This window comes from Marinobacter sp. THAF197a (genome assembly GCF_009363275.1).
Lineage (GTDB): Bacteria > Pseudomonadota > Gammaproteobacteria > Pseudomonadales > Oleiphilaceae > Marinobacter.
On record NZ_CP045324.1, the window covers coordinates 3,409,689 to 3,427,825 of the forward strand.

20 protein-coding genes are annotated in these 18,137 nt (G+C 57.9%); 7 read left to right on the plus strand and 13 right to left on the minus strand.

The window, feature by feature from the left end; translation table 11 throughout:
- Positions 1 to 153 precede the first annotated feature (153 nt).
- Both FIV08_RS15875 and FIV08_RS15880 read left to right on the plus strand, forming a co-directional pair.
- Complete coding sequence (locus FIV08_RS15875) at positions 154 to 834, plus strand: heavy metal response regulator transcription factor (protein ID WP_152439684.1); 681 nt, start codon at positions 154 to 156, stop codon at positions 832 to 834.
- Positions 831 to 2,195, plus strand: coding sequence for a heavy metal sensor histidine kinase (locus FIV08_RS15880; protein WP_152439032.1), 1,365 nt, complete (start codon positions 831 to 833; stop codon positions 2,193 to 2,195). Before FIV08_RS15875 ends, FIV08_RS15880 begins: the two co-directional genes overlap by 4 nt.
- 20 nt (positions 2,196 to 2,215) lie before the next feature.
- Here FIV08_RS15880 and FIV08_RS15885 read toward each other — a convergent pair whose 3' ends face one another.
- The 4 genes from FIV08_RS15885 to FIV08_RS19750 form a co-directional block, all read right to left on the minus strand.
- A complete protein-coding gene (locus FIV08_RS15885; RefSeq protein ID WP_152439033.1) occupies positions 2,216 to 2,587 on the minus strand; it encodes a thiol-disulfide oxidoreductase DCC family protein in 372 nt (123 codons plus the stop codon).
- A gap of 49 nt (positions 2,588 to 2,636) precedes the next feature.
- Complete coding sequence (locus FIV08_RS15890) at positions 2,637 to 3,305, minus strand: alpha/beta hydrolase (RefSeq protein ID WP_152439034.1); 669 nt, start codon at positions 3,303 to 3,305, stop codon at positions 2,637 to 2,639.
- 50 nt (positions 3,306 to 3,355) lie between these two features.
- Entirely contained in the window at positions 3,356 to 4,105 is a 750-nt protein-coding gene (locus tag FIV08_RS15895; RefSeq protein WP_152439035.1) for a ParA family protein, read from the minus strand.
- Between the two features lie 140 nt (positions 4,106 to 4,245).
- Positions 4,246 to 4,401 carry a hypothetical protein gene (locus tag FIV08_RS19750; RefSeq protein ID WP_172972288.1) on the minus strand — a complete coding sequence of 52 codons (156 nt, stop codon included), beginning with the start codon at positions 4,399 to 4,401 and terminating at the stop codon, positions 4,246 to 4,248.
- Positions 4,402 to 4,632: 231 nt separating this feature from the next.
- On the opposite strand from FIV08_RS19750, the gene FIV08_RS15900 reads away from it, so the two are divergent.
- Positions 4,633 to 5,598: a calcium/sodium antiporter gene (locus tag FIV08_RS15900; RefSeq protein WP_152439036.1), complete on the plus strand. Its 966-nt coding sequence runs from the start codon at positions 4,633 to 4,635 to the stop codon at positions 5,596 to 5,598.
- Here FIV08_RS15900 and FIV08_RS15905 read toward each other — a convergent pair.
- From FIV08_RS15905 to FIV08_RS15945, 9 genes are all read right to left on the minus strand, one after another.
- Positions 5,595 to 6,449, minus strand: coding sequence for a hypothetical protein (locus tag FIV08_RS15905; RefSeq protein ID WP_152439037.1), 855 nt, complete (start codon positions 6,447 to 6,449; stop codon positions 5,595 to 5,597). The genes FIV08_RS15900 and FIV08_RS15905 overlap by 4 nt on opposite strands.
- A gap of 90 nt (positions 6,450 to 6,539) precedes the next feature.
- The gene (locus FIV08_RS15910; RefSeq protein WP_152439038.1) at positions 6,540 to 7,406 is read right to left on the minus strand and encodes an ABC transporter substrate-binding protein; all 867 of its coding nucleotides are present in this window, start codon (positions 7,404 to 7,406) and stop codon (positions 6,540 to 6,542) included.
- A 105-nt stretch (positions 7,407 to 7,511) separates the two neighbouring features.
- Complete coding sequence (locus FIV08_RS15915) at positions 7,512 to 8,462, minus strand: LysR family transcriptional regulator (RefSeq protein ID WP_152439039.1); 951 nt, start codon at positions 8,460 to 8,462, stop codon at positions 7,512 to 7,514.
- Positions 8,463 to 8,606: 144 nt separating this feature from the next.
- Complete coding sequence (locus FIV08_RS15920) at positions 8,607 to 9,806, minus strand: multidrug effflux MFS transporter (protein WP_152439040.1); 1,200 nt, start codon at positions 9,804 to 9,806, stop codon at positions 8,607 to 8,609.
- Between the two features lie 76 nt (positions 9,807 to 9,882).
- Positions 9,883 to 10,320 (minus strand): DUF4124 domain-containing protein, encoded by a 438-nt coding sequence (locus tag FIV08_RS15925; protein WP_152439041.1) that lies wholly within the window; start codon positions 10,318 to 10,320, stop codon positions 9,883 to 9,885.
- 108 nt (positions 10,321 to 10,428) lie between these two features.
- Positions 10,429 to 11,637 carry a glycolate oxidase subunit GlcF gene (glcF, locus tag FIV08_RS15930; RefSeq protein WP_152439042.1) on the minus strand — a complete coding sequence of 403 codons (1,209 nt, stop codon included), beginning with the start codon at positions 11,635 to 11,637 and terminating at the stop codon, positions 10,429 to 10,431.
- 2 nt (positions 11,638 to 11,639) lie between these two features.
- Positions 11,640 to 12,707, minus strand: coding sequence for a glycolate oxidase subunit GlcE (gene glcE, locus FIV08_RS15935; protein ID WP_152439043.1), 1,068 nt, complete (start codon positions 12,705 to 12,707; stop codon positions 11,640 to 11,642).
- Entirely contained in the window at positions 12,700 to 14,187 is a 1,488-nt protein-coding gene (locus FIV08_RS15940) for an FAD-linked oxidase C-terminal domain-containing protein (protein WP_152439044.1), read from the minus strand. The genes glcE and FIV08_RS15940 overlap by 8 nt, the downstream gene beginning before the upstream one ends.
- A 15-nt stretch (positions 14,188 to 14,202) precedes the next feature.
- Positions 14,203 to 14,628: a GlcG/HbpS family heme-binding protein gene (locus FIV08_RS15945; protein ID WP_152439045.1), complete on the minus strand. Its 426-nt coding sequence runs from the start codon at positions 14,626 to 14,628 to the stop codon at positions 14,203 to 14,205.
- Between the two features lie 226 nt (positions 14,629 to 14,854).
- Here FIV08_RS15945 and FIV08_RS15950 point away from each other — a divergent pair, with 226 nt between their 5' ends.
- The 4 genes from FIV08_RS15950 to FIV08_RS15965 all read left to right on the plus strand — a co-directional run bounded on the left by FIV08_RS15950 (position 14,855) and on the right by FIV08_RS15965 (position 18,135).
- Positions 14,855 to 15,616 carry an FCD domain-containing protein gene (locus FIV08_RS15950; RefSeq protein ID WP_152439046.1) on the plus strand — a complete coding sequence of 254 codons (762 nt, stop codon included), beginning with the start codon at positions 14,855 to 14,857 and terminating at the stop codon, positions 15,614 to 15,616.
- A gap of 152 nt (positions 15,617 to 15,768) precedes the next feature.
- Complete coding sequence (locus tag FIV08_RS15955) at positions 15,769 to 16,539, plus strand: ABC transporter ATP-binding protein (RefSeq protein WP_152439047.1); 771 nt, start codon at positions 15,769 to 15,771, stop codon at positions 16,537 to 16,539.
- 87 nt (positions 16,540 to 16,626) lie between these two features.
- Positions 16,627 to 17,379, plus strand: coding sequence for a transporter substrate-binding domain-containing protein (locus FIV08_RS15960; RefSeq protein WP_152439048.1), 753 nt, complete (start codon positions 16,627 to 16,629; stop codon positions 17,377 to 17,379).
- Between the two features lie 51 nt (positions 17,380 to 17,430).
- On the plus strand, positions 17,431 to 18,135 hold the full coding sequence (locus FIV08_RS15965; protein ID WP_072676328.1) for an ABC transporter permease: 705 nt from the start codon (positions 17,431 to 17,433) through the stop codon (positions 18,133 to 18,135).
- The last annotated feature ends 2 nt before the right edge of the window (positions 18,136 to 18,137 follow it).

Here is an 18,137-nt window from a genome sequence, read left to right on the forward strand (position 1 = left end):
TTCTCCGCTTCGGTTTCGTAGCGCAGAATGGACGACCAACGGGAACAGAATGCGAACAGCTTTATTAACTTTTATTCACTGAAATACAGCTTCGATTTCTCCAATCTTTCGTACCCTGACGCAGTAATCTCGCGTCTGATTTCCGGAGGCCCGATGCGTATTCTTGTCGTTGAAGACGAAGTGAAAGCAGCAGAATACCTGCGCAAAGGCCTCACGGAGTCTGGATACCTGGTGGAAGTCGCCAATACCGGGCTTGATGCAAGGCATTTGATCGAAGAGGAGAACTTCGATCTGGTCGTTATGGACATCATGCTTCCGCAACTGAATGGCTGGCAGTTACTGGAGCTTCTCAGGAAACGTTCCAACACGCCGGTCCTCTTCCTGACCGCCCGAGACTCAGTAGAAGATCGGGTTCGCGGCCTGGAATCAGGAGGCGACGACTACCTGGTCAAACCTTTTTCTTATGCGGAGTTTCTGGCGCGCGTTCGTTCGCTCTTGAGACGAGGCGGACCTACCAGGGAGCTGGACCATTTGGTGGTAGCAGACCTGGAGCTGGATTTAACAAGCCGCACAGTCACACGAGGCGGCAAAACCATAGCCCTTACCCCTCGGGAGTTTTCGCTTTTACACCTGCTACTTACCCATCAGGAACAGGTTCTGGCCAGAACCGATATTGCCACCCAGCTCTGGGACATGAACTTTGATAGCGACACAAAAGTTGTCGACGTTGCGGTCAGGCGGCTGAGAGCAAAGGTTGATGATGGCTTTGCCTTGCGGCTTATCCATAACGTCCGGGGAGTCGGTTACGTCCTCAGGGCAGGGGCTCACTCGTGAGAAATCTCCCGCTCAGCCAGCGATTGGCACTGATGTTTGCCGCAATCTGCTTGCTCACTCTCAGCTCTATCGGCTTTTTTCTGTACTCCTCCCTGGCAAAAGAGCTTGCCTGGCGGGACGATCAGACGCTGCTCGGGCGCCTGGAACGCATGGAGGCACTGCTCAATAGCACAGAATCGGTCTCCGAGCTCCAGGACCAACCCCAGCTTTATGCCAATATGCTCGGCAATACAGACAACGTTCTCTGGGTGATCAGCCAACAGGGCAACACACTGATTGAAATCAATCCGCCAGGCCTGCCTGTCCCCTCCCCTGCCCAGCCGGGTTTGGTCCGTTTTTACACAGGAGAAACGCCGCTTCGTTATCGGGCGGCAACCGCTACCATTCGCATAGCCGATCAGGAACTCACGCTGGTGGCGGGCAGAACCCTGAGCGAGAGAGATCGAATGCTGGCGAGTTATCAATGGACACTCTGTTGGGCCATTGCCCTTGGCACAGCCATCGTCGCGCTGCTCGGGTGGCTGATCAGTTACCGGGCACTCGGCCCGGTAAAGCAAATGTCCGACACCATTGCCCGTATTCGATCAAACACTCTGAACATGCGTTTACAGGTAGCCGATCACGCTCCCGAAATCCGACAATTGCAGGCTCGCCTGAACGCCATGATCGACCGTCTGGAAAGCGGCTTTGACCAGCTTGCTCGATTTTCAGAAGACTTGGCTCACGAAATGCGCACCCCGCTCAATAATCTGATCGGGCATACCCAGCAGTGCCTGTCGAAGCCTCGAAGCAACGAGGAGTACCAGGCGTTGCTGCTGTCGAACCTGGAAGAGCACGAACGCCTGGCTCGGGTTATCAACAGCATGTTGTTTCTGGCGCGAACAGAACAATCCGAAATAACTCCGGACCAGCAAGCGTTTGCCATCCAGCCAGTGGTTGACCAACTGATAGGCTATTTCTCGGGGGTCGCTGAAGAGGCTAGTACTACGCTGACCAACAAAACCGAGGGCACCCTGGTCGCATCGAGCGAGCTGGTACAACGGGCACTGGCAAACCTGCTGGATAATGCGCTGCGATATGGAGAAAGTGGCGGCTCCGTAGAGATTCGAAGCCACAAGGAAGACAGCTCTATACACCTGACGGTCTTCAATACCGGTGATCCAGTCGCTGATGACGACCTGCCTCGGCTGTTTCACCGATTCTATCGTTGCGACCCGGCGAGGCAGACGATGGCAGAATCCGGAGGGCTCGGGCTCGCTATTGTCTATGCAATCATGAAGCATCATGGCGGCCATGCGACTGTTCGCAATGTTCATGGCGGCGTAGAAGCTGAATTGATATTCCCAGTGTTGCCTCAATAAGACTCAGCAGGCCGAGTAGTTCATCGCCCATCTTCACCAGAAAGACGGCGGTCCACCCACCGATGGTAGAGTTGAGCAAGCGCGGGCCGAATGACCGGCAAGCTAATTAACCAGGCCACCGGTTTCAGCAACGGCACCCGAGACATCAGCAAGATGTAGGCATCCATTTCCCTATGGATGGTGCCGTCACCATCTTTGACGTGCAGCTCTCTAAGGGCCTTGTCCGGATCTATACCCTGCTGCCGCAGCTCTTCGTCACGGCCGGTAATATCCAGCCACTCCACAGACTCACCGGTCCGCCCCGCCAGTTTTTCATACCAGCGGCGATCCTTGATGCAGGCCGGGCAGGAACCATCATAGAATACCAACAGTTTGTCCTGGGCATGCGTCATAACGCCTCCCTTTTGTTAAAACTATGGCAACGCCCGGGGCTCGCGCCCCTTACTTTCGCTCAGAGGTGAGCTGGAACAGAAACTTGTCCAAATCCCTCACTTCCTCCAGACAAAGGCTATGTTCCATACCATAGCAGTAATACTCCGGCTCATACCCAAGATCCTGCAGCTTTTGCTGCGCCGCAAGGCCCAGATGCTCCGCTACAATCGGATCAAATTGGCCGTGCCCGATGAAAATCGGCAGTTTTCGATTGGCTTCACTTAACTGAATGGAGTCAGCCGTAGCGAAGTAGGTAGACAGCGCAAACAGGCCACCCAGCCGCTCCGGGTAACTCAGCGCCAGCTCATAGGCCACAGCGCCACCCTGGGAGAAACCACCCAGAATAATGCTCTCGCTGGCAATACCCCGCTCCCGTTCCTGCTGAATAAGCTCGGCCACCATGCCGGCAGAAGCACGTAGTTGCTCAGTGTCTACCTTACGGTCCACATCCATGGCCAGGATGTCGTACCAGGCGGGCATGACCATGCCCGCGTTGATGGTGACTGGCAATTCAGGCGCATGCGGAAATATAAAGCGCACAGCCTGCTCCCGGGAGAAACGAAATTCCGGAACTACGGGTTCGAAATCATGGCCACTGGCGCCCAGGCCATGTAGCCAGATAATGGTGATTTGGGGGTTGTCGCCGGTATCGATTTGCAGGGTGTTCAGGGCTGTCATCGGGCCTCCGGAAGATCAGGTAATAACCGGCGACTTTAACATTTTCTGAGTCAGCGAGCCCAAAGATCCTTGCGGATGCTCACCCACAGCTTACGAAACTCGACAGCGGCCGGGCTATTTGGCGCCAGCAGCTCAAGCGGCTGTCCTTCCTCTCCCATGCGTTCAACCGCACTGGCATAGGGCACCGCCGCTGGAACTTGGTGCCCGAACAACTCACTCCCTTGGGCCAGTATCTCCCTGTGCAAATTTTTGCGCCGGTCCACCATTGAGAAAAACGGCCGCAGCTTCTTGCTCCCCAGCTTCTTGTCTTTCACAAACTCCCGTAACTGGTTCCAGCTGTTTAGTGACAGCCAGGTCGGAACCATGGGCACGTAGACCTTGTCCGCCACCTCCAGTACCTGTTCGGTCAGCCGGGAAAGCGTTGGCGGGCAGTCCAGGATAACCAGACTGGTATCCTCTGAAAGCGGTGCCAGCAGATCCTTCAGGGCGTTGTGCCCTTCTTCCTGCTCCAGCTTGATATCGAAGTTACGAAAGCTGCTGTGGGCGGGAATGAAATCCAGGTTGGGGTAGACGTCTTCGTGGATGAAGCGGGCGATGGGGGATTTGCCTTCCAGCAGTTTGGACAGCTTGCGGCCCTTGACCATCTCGGCGCCGGCCAGGTAGAAGCTGGCAGCTCCTTGCGGGTCCAGATCCCAAAGCAGGGTGCTGATATTCTCGCGGCTGGCCAGGTAGGCCATGTTGACGGCAGCGGCAGTTTTACCCACGCCACCTTTGGGGCTATAGAAGGCAATTATTCTCATGACGGAGGCTCCTGCCGTGTCTGGTGTTAACAAACACTACAGGATAACAGCCACCCGCGAGGCTTCTATGAAGCTTTTATGACAGAGTAATCGCTGGACCGGGTGTGTCGCGGGTAAGAAGGGCTTTCGTAAAACCACGCTCACGCGGCTTTGCGGAAGCCCTCCATCCGCACGGCCTTGTCCCGGTTGCGCTTGTATTTGGTTTTGTCTTCAACCACCCGCATCTGATATTTTGGCGTTCTCAGTTCTCGTTGCACAGCGCTGTGCTGTGTGGCTTTCGCCTGTTTCTTCGCCATTTCGGTTTCTCCTCGTTTGGCTACGTTTTCACGGTGCGTATGATACCACTTTCCTGACTTTCGTGAGCGTAAGCAATGACACTCACGGTGTGGCTCACATTTCTAGCCGCAGCGGCCCTGACCAGCGTCAGGCGTCCTGGAAAGACCTTTTGATCATAGGTAGTTCTGAGTAATTGTGCGGCCACCGCGATTGCCGTCAAATACTCCGACATCAACCAGGTAGCCAACAACATGCTGATTGCCTCTCTCGCCATTCTTGCCGGTCTTGCCCTTCTGGTCTGGAGTGCAGACCGCTTCGTTGAGGGTTCGGCCGCTGCGGCTGGCCATTTCGGAATGCCACCGTTACTGATCGGTATGGTGGTGGTTGGCTTTGGCACCTCGGCACCCGAAATGGTGGTTTCAGCTTTGGCGGCAACCCAGGGAAATCCTGGGCTGGCTCTGGGTAACGCCTATGGCTCCAACATCACCAACATCGCTCTGATTCTGGGCATCACCGCTGTGATTGCGCCCATCGCCGTGCACTCGCAGGTCATGCGCAAGGAATTGCCGATTCTGGCACTGGTCACCCTGGCGGCCGCCTGGCTTCTGTTTGATGGCGAGCTGAGTCGGCTCGATGCTGCCGGCTTGCTCGTACTCTTTGCTCTTCTGCTTGGATGGAGCATCTGGTCTGGCATCAGGAAAACCAATGACACCTTCGCCACCGATATGGACGCCGAACTTACCGCCCATGCCATGCCCATCCGCAAGGCTGCCGTCTGGCTGCTGGTTGGACTTGTCCTGCTGATTATCAGTTCCCGCATTCTGGTCTGGGGGGCGGTCGACCTGGCCACCCGTTTCGGCGTGAGTGATCTGGTGATCGGCCTGACCATTGTGGCGATCGGCACGTCGCTTCCGGAGTTAGCGTCCTCCATCATTGCGGCCAGAAAAGGCGAGCACGACCTGGCACTGGGTAATATTCTGGGTTCCAATCTGTTCAACACCCTGGCGGTGGTCGGTATTGCTGGCTCCATCGCACCCATGGCCGTGGCGGACGAGGTATTGATGCGCGACATTCCCGTGATGGTAGGCCTTACCCTTGCCCTGTTCGTACTTGGTTACGGCTTTCGGGGCCCCGGGCGCATCAACCGGCTGGAAGGGGGCGGATTGCTGGCCGTCTTTATTGGTTACACGGTCTATCTGTTAACCACCGCCTTTTAAGACAACAACCCCGGGGTCAGCAACCATTTACTGACTCCCGGATACTGCGCCAGGTCCAGCACAAATTCCTGCCCCCGCGCCGCACTTTTCAGGCGACAGTATTCCGGGGCGTCATCCGGGCGCCAGCGCTCCGGATTGTGGTGGTAACTCAGGGGTAAGCTATCGGTCCCTGGCATGAACGCGACCGGCAACCGCCAGTCCGTGACATTGGCCGCCTCCAGCGCCGTTAATCGATGCCGATCGTCCGGAGCAGACACCACACCGGCAGCCGGTAATTCCCCAATCAGGCCGGGAATCTGCAGCCTGTCACCACTGACATACAGGCTGTTGTGGGCGGATCGCCTACCGTGCAGATGCGGGTGGTAGGCCGCCCATTCCGGCATAGGCGCCGCCTCGTAAACTGGCCAGACGCCTCCCACCTGCAACCAGCCCCAGATGGCATGGTATGGCCGGCTTTGCGGTACAAAGCGCCAGCGCCTGCGATACCGCTCCACCTGCCGGAACAAAGCAAAGAACAGAAACAGATCACCGGGCCCCACACCGTGGTTGGCGAGGTGCGCCTGGGCCGAGCCGTGCTGGCCAAGCACCGGGCGCCAGCCTGGCAGCCGGGGATAGGCGCCCTCGATCAGGTCCGGGTCCAGGTGGGCGCCTTTACGGGAGAAGCCGGAACGGCCGGTCAGCTGGGATACCAGGGGGCCAATGCTTTGGCCGTCGTATTGAATCTGGCTATAGCGGATGGGCGATTGATCATCCGGTATCGGAAGTGCCAGAGTACGTCCGTCCGGAAATACAGGGTTCGGGCAACCACCGGCAGAACTGTCGAAGCCTTTTCGGCTCAGGATAAGTTTCATAGCGGTGCATTATTGTCGAAAGCTACACCAACAAAAAGGGCCTGTCAGATATCACTGGCAGACCCTTCACTGATCACCCGTTGGCAGACATCAACGGACTGCGTCGACGACCTCATCCACCTGCAGGCGAACACTCTGCAGGCCACCACCTGAGAGGTACCAAAGGCCCGGATTCAGAACCACCACCCTGGTCGAGGCGCCGGCCTGATTCAGGGTAGATTGCAAGGCCTGCGGCGCCAGCGGTTCACCACCAATAGCGGCACTACGATCGACCACCAGCAGGGTATCCGGCGCCATATCAGCCAGGATGTCTGCTGTCACCGGGTAGAAGGTGCGTTCGCCTCGCGTGACCGGTTGTACAGCATCCGGAACGGTGGCGGCAGTCAGGTCCAGCAGCTCATAAACAACGGGCTCGCTTCGCAGGGACAGGTTACCGTCGTTGTGGGTGACCACTGTCACGGTGCTGCCTGCAGGCACAGCAGCTTTCTGTTCAGCCACATGCTGCCAGAGTGCATCCAGTTTGATACCGGCGGCCGCCTCCAGGCCGTAGTAACCGGCCAGGCTGGTGACCCGTGCATTCACTGCTTCGCGATAATCACCTTCGGGGAGGGTGACATCCCGCACCGGGGCCAGCCGGGCCACTTCCACCTGCAACTCTGCCCCTTGGCGACCGGTCATCAGCACCAGCCCCGGGGTCAGTTGGCCTATCAGTTCCTGGTCTGGCAGTTTCAGACTACCGGCGTCAGGCAACCTGGCCTGCATGCCCTCCAGGTATTCCGGCAGGCCCTGATGGGGCAACGCAAGAATCTGGTCATCCACACCCAACTCAAGAAGGGTGTCCAATGCGCCGTGGTCGTAGCTGATGACCGTGGGGCCATTAGCATTGTCACTTGCCGCACAACCCGCCAGAGCAAGGGCAGCAACAGTCGCAGTCAGTATCGTTACAGGGTTGGTCATGGTCGTTCCTGAAATCTATTGGCCTTGAATTCCTGCAAGGTATTCAAACCCAAGGCGTTATGGGAATGGTTATCAATTTCAGGAAAGTTACCACAGGCCCGGACTTCAAGTACCGGCATGATGCGTTCCGGTTTCCGGAACAACCGGAGGCTTAGAGAACTCCCGGAGCCATTCATCCGGCACGTTTGCTCGCAGGTGAGCCATGAACGCCCTCACCCTTCTGGGTAAATGACCGTGAGGATACAGCAGGGTGACTGGCAGCACCGGCCCTCGCCACTCAGGCAGGCACAATCCGAATTGCCCAGGGTGAGCTTCCAGCCGGCGATCGGCCAACCAGTGAGGAATCAAGCCCAGGCCCCGGCCAGCCGCTATGGCATCGCCCTGAACACACGACTGATCAACGGTAAACGCCCGCACAGGCATGGCGAGCGGGTAGGTACCCAGCTTGGGATGACGCAAAACCAGACCCGGCCCCGGCCCGCCCAGCAGGTCAACCCACTGGTGGCGATCAAGTTCGCCGGGAGACGCCGGCACACCATATCGCTCGAAATAGTCCGGGCTGCCATAGATACCCTGGCTAAGGCTCCCCAAACGCTCCTGTCTCAGAGTGGTTTCTCCAACCTCTCCGAGCCATAAACACACACCATCTTCCAACTCACCGGGAACCTCCTGCTGGGTACCAATAGCCACCCGCACATCGCCATGCTGTTCTAGAAACGATCGCACCACACCGGAAAACCAACCACGCACGAAGGCTTCATGGCACCTTAGCTCCAGTGTACCGCTGACATCCTCCTTCAATTCATCCAGCGCCTCCCGGCCCTGGGAAACCAACTCAAGAATCTCAACGCTGTAACGGTAAAACACGCGCCCCGCTTCGTTAGGCACAATACGCCGGGACTGCCTCAGCAACAGTGGCTGCCCGACGGCCTGTTCAAGTTGGCGAATTTTCCGGCTGAGCGTCGATTTCGGCAGCCCCAGGTCTTTGGTACTGGCCGTCAGGCTGCCTGTTCGCACCACTGAGACAAATGCTTCCAGCTCTGAGAGGTCATACATTTTTCTGTTCCACATTGCGAGACCAATTGCCCCAATCTACTGTTAAAATAACAATGAGAAACATTATCATTATTTTAAGGCACGCTTTGCAAGCAACCCTTTTCGGAGCCAACAGATAAAAGCCACTTTCAAATACTTTAATGCTCAGGCCGCTTGTTCTGCGGCCTTCTCCCGGGCTACGGCTGCCGGCGCTCCTAATGACAACAAAACCGCACCTACCGAACAGGCCAGCATACTCAGGGTAATAGGCAGCAAAGCCTCGCCACCAAAGGCCGATGACAAGGCACTGATCGCACCGGCCAGAGTGAACTGGGACGCCCCCAGCATAGCCGCGGCCGTACCCCCCATGTGGGGAAAGAATTCAAGGGCGTTGGCCATATTGTTCGGCACAATCCCGCCCTGGCAACCTACCGCAGCGATGATAAATCCGGCTACCGCCCACAAGGGCCCATCCAGCAACACCACCGACACCAGACCCACCAGCATCACGAACTGGATGATGACCTGCACCCTTAACAGCACCACGGAAGAAAAGGTGCGCAGTAGCGGCCGGTTAATCAGGTTGAGCGCTGCCATCACTCCGATATTGGCGGCAAACAGAATGGAAAACGTGCTGTTCGACAGCCCAAACCACTCCTGATAGATAAACGAAGAATGGGTGATAAACAGCATCATGCTGCTGAAACACATCACCTGGATGCCGACAAAACGCATGGTCGTGCGATGCTTGAGCACCAGCACATAGTTGGTCACCAGTGTTTTGACCGGCGTGGTTGCCCGGGGCCGGGGTTTGAGCCGGGGAAACAAAGCCAGTTGCAGGACCACGGCCAGGAAGAACGCGTAGGCCGCCAGGAATACGTAGATCCAGTGCCAGTCACCCAGCGCCAGCATGAGGGCGCCAAGAGACGGAGCCGCCGCAGGGGCAATAAACATGATCAGCCCGATCAACCCGAACAGTCTGGCTGCTTCCTGGCCACCCACCTGATCTCTCACAATAGCGGGCACCGACACCGCACAGAATGCGCCGCCAATACCCTGGACCACCCGCCAGGCAATCATGCTGGACAGGTTATCCGCCAGCGCTATCATCAGGCTGGCCAGAGCAAACACCGCCAGCCCGATAAACAGGATGTTGCGGCGGCCATAACGGTCAGATAACGGCCCGCCCACCAGTTGGGCCATGCCCAGAGTTGCCACATAGGCGCTCAGCGTTAGGCCCACATCGGCATGGGGAATGGCAAAATCCCGGGCAATGGCCGGAAATGCGGGCAGGTAGGCATCCAGGGCCAGGGGCCCAAGTGCGACGGTCATACCAAGCAGAAGTGCAAGCTGAAAATGCGACAAGATCTACCTCCAGAGACAAGGTAGATAGCTAACAATAATTATGATCGCCTGGCAATCAGCGCTTTCCGAAAGCCACCTAATTCAGCACACACTCATGACTGTAAGTCTGGCTCAGTTCCCGGCGCCGCTGCCGTAGACTGTTGCCCCGATCATTGCCATAACCGGCGCGAAGCCTAGCCTGTAAACGGTCCAGTTGCTTGCGGTACTGCTCGCACTGCCGGGTACGGACTTCCTCCGCCTGCTGAGATTTGGCGTAACGATTCTTGCTGTTGGGCGAGAGCAGCTGGTCTAACTCTTTGCGGTTCCGGGTTACCCGGTCAGACTGCCGGATATTCTCTACCATCGGCATGGTGGTGGTTGGCCGCACCTGCACCCGATGGTGCTCGTCCAGCATCGGCGGCGTGTCGGAAAAGTGAATGGAGCCGTTGGCATCGGTCCAGCGATAGATTTCCGCCTGAGTCGGCAGCGAGAGGAAAAGACATAGGCAAAACGGCAGGGCCTTGATCCTTGGCATGGGTTCACATCCTGTGAAGTTGTTGGTGCTCGAGTGTGCCGGTGCCAGGCAGAAACCTGGCACCGAGTCAGACTATAACCGATGACGAGCGGTTTTGCAGGAACCGTGTCACCGGTCCAGCAGCTCGATCCAATGCTGAACGGGCACGTCTGAGCGGGACTCCAGATGCAGCTGACAGCCGATATTGGCGGTCACAATCCGCACCGGGTCATCGATGGTCAACGCTTCCAGCTTGTTACTCAGCAGCTTCTGGCTCATCTCCGGCTGGGTGATCGAATAGGTTCCCGCCGAACCACAGCAAAGATGCTTGTCTTTGGTGGCGGCCAGATCAATGCCGGCACGGGTCAGCACCTGCTCCACCACACCGTTTTGCTTCATGGCGTGCTGCAGGGTACAGGGGCAATGGAATGCCACCTTACCTGCCTGGGCACTGGCTTTCAGAGGTTCCAGATCCTCTTTCAGCAAAAAGGCGCCGAGATCGGTGCACAGTTCGCTTACCCTGCGCGCCTTGTTGGCATACACCGGGTCTTCCCGGAGCAGATGACCATAATCCTGCACCATGGCGCCACAGCCAGACGCCGTCATCACGATAGCTTCCGCCCCCGCCTCGATGGCCGGCCACCAGGCATCGATGTTCCGGCGCATCTGCTCCAGACCGCGCTCGTGCTCGGACAGGTGGTAATTCACCGCGCCACAACAGCCAGCCTGGGGCGCTTCCACCAGGGTAATGCCCAGCTTATCCAGCACCCGGGCTGTCGCCGCATTGGTGTTGGGGGCCGCCGAGGGCTGCACGCATCCGGCAAGCCCCAGCACAATGCGGTTGTGGCTTGAAGCCGGCCAGGGGCTGGCCTGACGGCGTGGCGGCACCTTGGTACGGAGCTTTTCCGGCAGCATCGGCCGGAATGCCTGCCCGGCCCGCAGCAGCAAGCCGAACAACCGGCGATTGGGCAGCACCCGGGTGAGCGCCCAGCGCAGCCATTTTTCTTTCGGCTTGCGGGGCAGCTCCTCCTCCAGCAAGCCACGGCTGATATCCACCAGGCGACCATACTGAACACCGGAGGGGCACGTTGTCTCGCAGCTGCGGCAGGTCAGGCAGCGGTCCAGGTGCTCCCGGGTCTTCTCTGTCACTTCCCCGCCTTCCAGAAACATCTTCATCAGGTAGATCCGGCCCCGGGGGCCGTCTCGCTCGTCGTTCAGTTCCTGATAGGTGGGGCAGGTTGCGGTGCAAAAACCGCAGTGCACACAGGCCCGGAGGATTTCTTCCGCCTCCTGGCCTTCGGATGTATTGGCAAATTGCTGAACCAGATTCGTTTGCATGATTACAACCAACTATAAAGGCGGCCGGGATTAAACAGGCCGTCGGGGTCAAACGAGTTTTTTACGCGGCGCTGAATGGTTTTCAGCGCTTCTGGTGGCGATTGCATCACCTCGCCCCGGCGGTCGCCGCCGCGGAACAGGCTGACCTGACCACCCGCTGACCGCGCCAGCTTTTCCATGTCGGCAAGGGTGGCGTCACCACGATACCAGCGCTGGCCGCCCACCCAGTCCATCAGCCAGGGGCCCGGCAGATCCTCGGTGGGCGCGGTTGATCCCACTGAAAAGCGCCAGAGGGGCGTCTCGGCATCGGAGAAGAACCCATGCTGCATATCCCGGACCTGCTGCCAGAAGCGGTCGCCGTCTTCCACGGCCTCACCAGACCATTTCTCGGCGGTCGCCTCAACAGCCGAACGTGCGCCAGACAAACGCAGGTACACCTTGCCATCCACCCAGCAGGCGCCGGTGATGGGCTTGGGCTCGCCGGCCCGGCGGTTCATGTAGTCGATCACCTCATCCATGGCCATATCCTGGACCAGGGTGACGGAAGCCGCCGGTTTCGGCATCACTTTCAGGCTGATCTCAGTCATCACGCCCAGAGTACCCATGGCGCCAGCGTGTAACCGGGACACATCGTAACCGGCCACGTTCTTCATCACCTGGCCGCCAAACCTGAGGTGTTCACCCTTGCCGTTCAGTAGCCGAATGCCCAGCACCTGATCCCTCACCGATCCTGTCCACGGGCGGGCGGGGCCGGACAGGTTGCAGGCCAGCGTGCCGCCAATGGTGGAGGCTTCGCTGAAACGAGGCGGTTCAAAGTGCAGGCACTGGCCTTCTGCCGCCAGCGCTTCTTCAATATCTTTGAGGGGTGTACCGGCCCGCACCGTCAGCACCAGCTCAACCGGGTGATACTCCACAATGCCGGTGTGACTGGCCAGGCTCAGGGTCTCGGCGTCTGCGCTTGGTTCACGGCCCATGAACGCCTTGCTGCCGCCGCCAACAATATTCAGCTTGTTCCCGTTCTGCCGGGCCTGAAGCACCTGCTCCTGCAGTTGTTGAATCTGATCAGCCATGGCTGGCACCCGCCTGTTCGTGTTTGTGTTGCTTGTGTTCAATAGAGCGATATTCCTGGCAGAACCGCAGCGTAGGCACCCCCTTGCCCGGATTCAGGATGCCAGTGGGGTCGAAGGCCGCTTTCACATCGTGGAACTGCTGCAATTCTTCATCGTTGAACTGCACGGCCATCTGGCGGATTTTCTCCACACCTACCCCATGTTCGCCGGTTATGCAGCCACCCACTTCCACACACAGAGACAAAATGGCACTACCGAAGGCCTCGGCGCTCTCGAACTCGCCGGGCACATTGGCATCAAACAGAATCAACGGGTGCAGGTTGCCGTCGCCGGCGTGGAACACGTTGGCTACCCGCAAGCCGAACCGCTCAGACATGGCCTCCATTTCCAGAAGCACCTTGGCCAGGTGTCGGCGCGGAATCGTGCCGTCCATGCAGTAGTAGTCAGGCGAGATTCGACCCACCGCCGGGAATGCTGATTTACGACCTTTCCACAACAGCGCACGCTCCGCCTCGCTGGAGGACGTGCGAATGGACGTGGCGCCCAGTTTCCGGAACACCGCTTCTGCCTCGGCAATGTGCTCGTGCACCTCTTCTTCGGTGCCATCCACTTCGCACAACAGCAAGGCTTTGGCATCTCTCGGGTAGCCAGCCTGGCAAAAATCATCGGCGGCAATGATGGCGTGGCCATCCATCATTTCCAGCCCGCCGGGTATGATGCCGTGGGCGATCACGCCACCGACGGCATCGCCGGCTTTCTCAATACTGTCAAAGCCTGCCATGATCACCTGGGCCACTTCCGGCTTGGGCAACAGCTTAACCTTCACTTCCGTAACCACACCCAGAAGGCCCTCGGAACCGGTGAGCAAGGCCAGCAAGTCCATACCACAACTGTCCAGCCCGTCGCTGCCCACCGTTACCCGGTCGCCTTCGGCGGTGACAATCTCCACACTGAGAAGGTTGTGGACCGTCAGCCCGTACTTCAGGCAGTGCACGCCGCCAGAGTTTTCCGCCACATTACCGCCGATGGTGCAGGCAATCTGGGATGACGGGTCCGGCCCGTAATAGAGACCATGCTGTGCCGCTTCTTCACTGATGGCCAGGTTACGAACTCCGGGTTGCAGCCGGGCCGTCCGGGCCAGCGGGTCAATTTCCAGAATACGGTTGAACTTGGCTAGCGACAGCACCACGCCCTCTTTGTGGGGCATGGCACCTGCGCACAAACCTGTACCGGCGCCGCGGGCCACCACGGGCACACCCTGCTCATGGCAGATTCGCATGACCCGCTGCACCTGCTGTACGGTCTCTGGCAGCACCACCAGCATGGGCATTTCCCGGTACATGGCCAGGCCATCGCACTCATAGGGCTTCAGGGTTTCGTCATCGGTAATGACAAACTCCGGGTCGATAAAGGCCCGGAGCTGTTCAGCCAATTCCGTTTTAGTTAACCCCGATTTGGTGGCATGTGATGTGGTTGTCATAACGTTCTCTGATTGTTATTGGCGCTGTTGTTCAAAGTAGTCGATACCCGCCTGAGCACAATCCATGTCCTGCTGCGGGGTGCCTGAGCTCAGACCAATCCCGCCGACCACCTCGCCATTCACCAGTACCGGCAAGCCCCCGCCCACCGTACTTAAACGGCCACCCACTTCGGTATGAATACCGAAGGCCAGATTGCCAGGCACGTTGGCCGCGTTGTATTCGTGGGTGGCTTTGCGCGCGGCGGCGGCCGTAAAGGCTTTGTCCTGGGCGATAATGACACTGGTGGTCTTGCCACCGTCCATGCGTTCAAACGCCACCAGGTTGCCGGATTCGTCCACTACCGCAATGCACATGGGTACACCGATGTCACGGGCCTTTTCGCTGGCGCCCCTGATCAGGAGCCGGGCATCCTCAAGATCCAGGCGATGGATGGTTAACATGGCTTCAACCTCGCTGACGTACAATTTCAGAATCTACAAACCTCAGAATACTCGCCATCAGCACAGAGATCGTCTATCGTTTTAGCAACTGGTCCTACCAGTTTGTTAAATCCCGAAACATGGAATAATTCGTAACCTCCCGCCATTCATGAAGTTTGGCGGTACAGGCAGCCTCAGCAAAAACGGATCCGTACAACCCGAAACTGGTCAGACCAGTAATAAGATCATGGGCATATCCAAAGAAATTTCCTATAAGCTTGAACACCTGATTCTGGAAGGCGGCCTGGCGCCAGGGCAGAAAATCCCCTCGGAACGGCAGCTATCAACCAAACTTGGGGTATCCCGATCGGTGGTGCGCGAGGCCCTGCATGAACTGCAGGCCCGTGGCGTCATCGAAACGCGCCACGGCAAGGGCTCGTTTGTTGCCAGCATCGTGCCGGAATCCGGAGTGCAGGGCGCGAACAGCCCGTTGATGTACCTCTATCAGGGCCATACACGCACCCTCTATGACCTGCTGGAAGTGCGAGAGCAGCTGGAAGGTCAGGCGGCCTTTCTGGCCGCGCAACGTGCTACCAATCTGGACCGGCATCGCCTCACCCGGGCGTTCCGGGCACTGGAAAGCACAGACCCATTGAGCAACGCCCGCCCCGACCACGGCTTTCACCATGCCATTGTGGAGGCGTCCCACAATCCGATTCTGGTGCACATTCTGAGCGGCCTGAAGAACATGATGCTGCTGACCGTTCAGGCCTCGGTATCCAACCTGAACCCGAAAGAGGACATGCGCCGGAAAATCATGGGCCAGCACCGGCAGCTGTACGAGGCCATCATGGCCGGCAAACCGGACCAGGCACGCAAAGTGGCCACCGCCCACGTTCGCTTTGTGCGGCAAACCATGAAAGAAATGGAGAAAGAAGGCGATGAATTGCTGCGAATACCCGCCCCGGAAGATCTCGCCGATCTGCTGGGCGATTCAGGCTCACCGTGAGGTTAAAATTGTTTGCATTGATCATTGATTAGGCCAGAATGACCAACAGGCAAGTGCTTCGATTTTCACCAAAATCCAACAAAGCGGTATTGATTTCCACGGCAACAGTCCGTAAAACATGCGCTTTTGTATGACAGCCTCAGGAGTACCCCATGGCGGAATCAGCGCCTCTGATTTGCAGGGACATCCACAAGACCTTTGACAAACTCGAAGTTCTCAAGGGCATTTCTCTGGAAACCCGCAAAGGCGACGTGGTCTCGCTGATCGGCAGCTCAGGCTCTGGCAAGAGTACCTTCCTGCGTTGCATCAACCTGCTCGAAACCCCGACATCCGGCGACATTATCGTGCACGGTGACCCAATCCGGTTCAAAAACAACCGCAAGGGCGAGCGAATTCCGGCAGACAATCGCCAGGTGGAGCTGATCCGCGCGCGGCTGTCCATGGTTTTCCAAAGCTTCAACCTGTGGTCCCACATGACGGTGCTGGAGAACATCATTGAAGCACCGGTAAATGTTCTCAAGATCCCCAAGAAAGAAGCCATTGAGCGGGCCGAGGCCTACCTTAACAAGGTGGGCATCTACGAACGCAAGGATTACTACCCGGCCCAGATGTCCGGCGGCCAGCAGCAGCGCGCAGCCATCGCCCGTGCCTTGGCCATGGAGCCGGAAGTGATGCTGTTTGATGAACCCACCTCAGCGCTGGACCCGGAGCTGGTAGGTGAGGTTTTGAAGGTTATGCAGAGTCTGGCCGAGGAAGGCCGCACCATGATTGTGGTCACCCACGAGATGGCGTTTGCAAGGGATGTGTCCACTCAGGTCCTGTTCTTGCATCAGGGCGTTATTGAGGAGCAGGGTTCGCCGGACAAGGTCTTTGACCACCCGGATTCCGAACGCATGAAGCAATTTCTTGCTCCCAAGTTCTGAACTCCGGTGCTATCTTGAAACCGGAGACGGAATAGAAACTTCCATAAAGAATAAAGCCCTAACGGCAACTTACTGGAGAAGTGACACATGAAAAAACTGATTGTTGCAGCAAGCTGTGCCCTGGCCATGATCGCCGGCACCGCTCAGGCTCAGGACCGGAACCTGCGCATTGCATTTGATATCCCCTACGAGCCGTTCGAATACCGAGACGAGAACGGCGAGCTGACCGGTTTCGAAGTGGAACTGGCTACCGCCATGTGTGAAGAACTGAACGCCAACTGTGAATTCGTCATCCAGGCGTGGGACGGTATGATCCCGGGCCTGCTGGCTCGCAAGTTCGACCTGATCATGTCATCCATGTCGATCACCCCTGAGCGCGCCGAGCGTGTACTGTTCTCCGAGCCGTACTACATCACTCCGGGCGGCTGGTTCGGCCCTGACTCCTTCAACACCGACGTAACCGACATGGACGCCATGAAGGGCAAAAACATTGGTGTGCAGCGTGGCACCACCATGGACACCTACGTAACCGAGAACATGGGCGGCGTGGTTTCCATCAAGCGTTATACCACCGCTGAAGACATGGTTCTGGACCTGGAAGGCAATCGTCTGGACGCGGTCTTTGTTGATTACCCGGTGGGTGAGCAGACCATCCTTAACCGCGAAGGTTACAAAGAGGTCGGCGAACCGGTAAAACTCGGTGACGGTGTGGGCGTTGCCATGCGCAAGCGTGACACCCAGCTGGCCACAGATATCAACGCCGCGCTCAAGAAGCTGAAAGAAGATGGTACTTATGATGCCATCATGGAGAAGTACTTCAGCTACGACATCAAGATTTAAACTGACCCCGGGAGCAGCCTGTTGGCTGCTCCCCGCTTTCCGGAATTCCCCATGCTTGATCTGAAAGGCTACGGCCCGGCCCTCGCCGAGGGGGCGGTGGTCACCATTGAGCTGGCCTTCCTCTCGCTCGCTCTCGCCCTCACCCTGGGGTTGCTTGGCGCCTCTGCCAAACTCTCTGGCAACCGGGTACTGACCGGCGTGGCAACCGCTTACACCACCCTGATTCGCGGCGTGCCCGATCTGGTGATGATGCTGTTGTTCTACTACGGCGGCCAGGTGGCGGTGAACGCGCTATCCGATTATTTATGGGAAACCCGGCAAATCGACTTTTTCTTCCAGTTCGATCCGTTCATCTCTGGCGTGGTGACCATCGGGCTGATCTTTGGTGCCTATATGACGGAAACCTTCCGGGGCGCTTTTCTGGCGGTAGACACCGGCCAGATCGAGGCCGCCAAGGCCTACGGCTTTTCCCGCTGGCACACCTTCCGGCGGGTGATGATTCCGCAGATGCTGCGCCATGCCCTGCCTGGTATCGGCAATAACTGGCAGGTGCTGTTGAAGACCACCGCTCTGGTGTCGATCATCGGCCTGACCGATATGGTGCGGGTGGCGGAAGAAGCCGCCAAGGCCGAGCGCATGCCGTTCCACTTCTTTATTCCGGTGGCGGCAGTTTATCTGGCGCTGACGGCAGGCTCTGAGTTGTTCATCAAGTGGCTCGACAAGCGGGCCAATGTCGGCGTGGTTCGGGGGAATTGAGG

Bases quoted from the DNA above. Each gene is read 5' to 3' on its own strand.
- FIV08_RS15875 (WP_152439684.1), top strand. From the start codon at position 154: ATGCGTATTCTTGTCGTTGAAGACGAAGTGAAAGCAGCAGAATACCTG.
- FIV08_RS15885 (WP_152439033.1), bottom strand. From the start codon at position 2,587: ATGACGCATGCCCAGGACAAACTGTTGGTATTCTATGATGGTTCCTGC.
- FIV08_RS15890 (WP_152439034.1), bottom strand. From the start codon at position 3,305: ATGACAGCCCTGAACACCCTGCAAATCGATACCGGCGACAACCCCCAA.
- FIV08_RS15895 (WP_152439035.1), bottom strand. From the start codon at position 4,105: ATGAGAATAATTGCCTTCTATAGCCCCAAAGGTGGCGTGGGTAAAACT.
- FIV08_RS19750 (WP_172972288.1), bottom strand. From the start codon at position 4,401: ATGGCGAAGAAACAGGCGAAAGCCACACAGCACAGCGCTGTGCAACGA.
- FIV08_RS15900 (WP_152439036.1), top strand. From the start codon at position 4,633: ATGCTGATTGCCTCTCTCGCCATTCTTGCCGGTCTTGCCCTTCTGGTC.
- FIV08_RS15905 (WP_152439037.1), bottom strand. From the start codon at position 6,449: ATGAAACTTATCCTGAGCCGAAAAGGCTTCGACAGTTCTGCCGGTGGT.
- FIV08_RS15910 (WP_152439038.1), bottom strand. From the start codon at position 7,406: ATGACCAACCCTGTAACGATACTGACTGCGACTGTTGCTGCCCTTGCT.
- FIV08_RS15915 (WP_152439039.1), bottom strand. From the start codon at position 8,462: ATGTATGACCTCTCAGAGCTGGAAGCATTTGTCTCAGTGGTGCGAACA.
- FIV08_RS15925 (WP_152439041.1), bottom strand. From the start codon at position 10,320: ATGCCAAGGATCAAGGCCCTGCCGTTTTGCCTATGTCTTTTCCTCTCG.
- glcF (WP_152439042.1), bottom strand. From the start codon at position 11,637: ATGCAAACGAATCTGGTTCAGCAATTTGCCAATACATCCGAAGGCCAG.
- glcE (WP_152439043.1), bottom strand. From the start codon at position 12,707: ATGGCTGATCAGATTCAACAACTGCAGGAGCAGGTGCTTCAGGCCCGG.
- FIV08_RS15940 (WP_152439044.1), bottom strand. From the start codon at position 14,187: ATGACAACCACATCACATGCCACCAAATCGGGGTTAACTAAAACGGAA.
- FIV08_RS15945 (WP_152439045.1), bottom strand. From the start codon at position 14,628: ATGTTAACCATCCATCGCCTGGATCTTGAGGATGCCCGGCTCCTGATC.
- FIV08_RS15950 (WP_152439046.1), top strand. From the start codon at position 14,855: ATGGGCATATCCAAAGAAATTTCCTATAAGCTTGAACACCTGATTCTG.
- FIV08_RS15955 (WP_152439047.1), top strand. From the start codon at position 15,769: ATGGCGGAATCAGCGCCTCTGATTTGCAGGGACATCCACAAGACCTTT.
- FIV08_RS15960 (WP_152439048.1), top strand. From the start codon at position 16,627: ATGAAAAAACTGATTGTTGCAGCAAGCTGTGCCCTGGCCATGATCGCC.
- FIV08_RS15965 (WP_072676328.1), top strand. From the start codon at position 17,431: ATGCTTGATCTGAAAGGCTACGGCCCGGCCCTCGCCGAGGGGGCGGTG.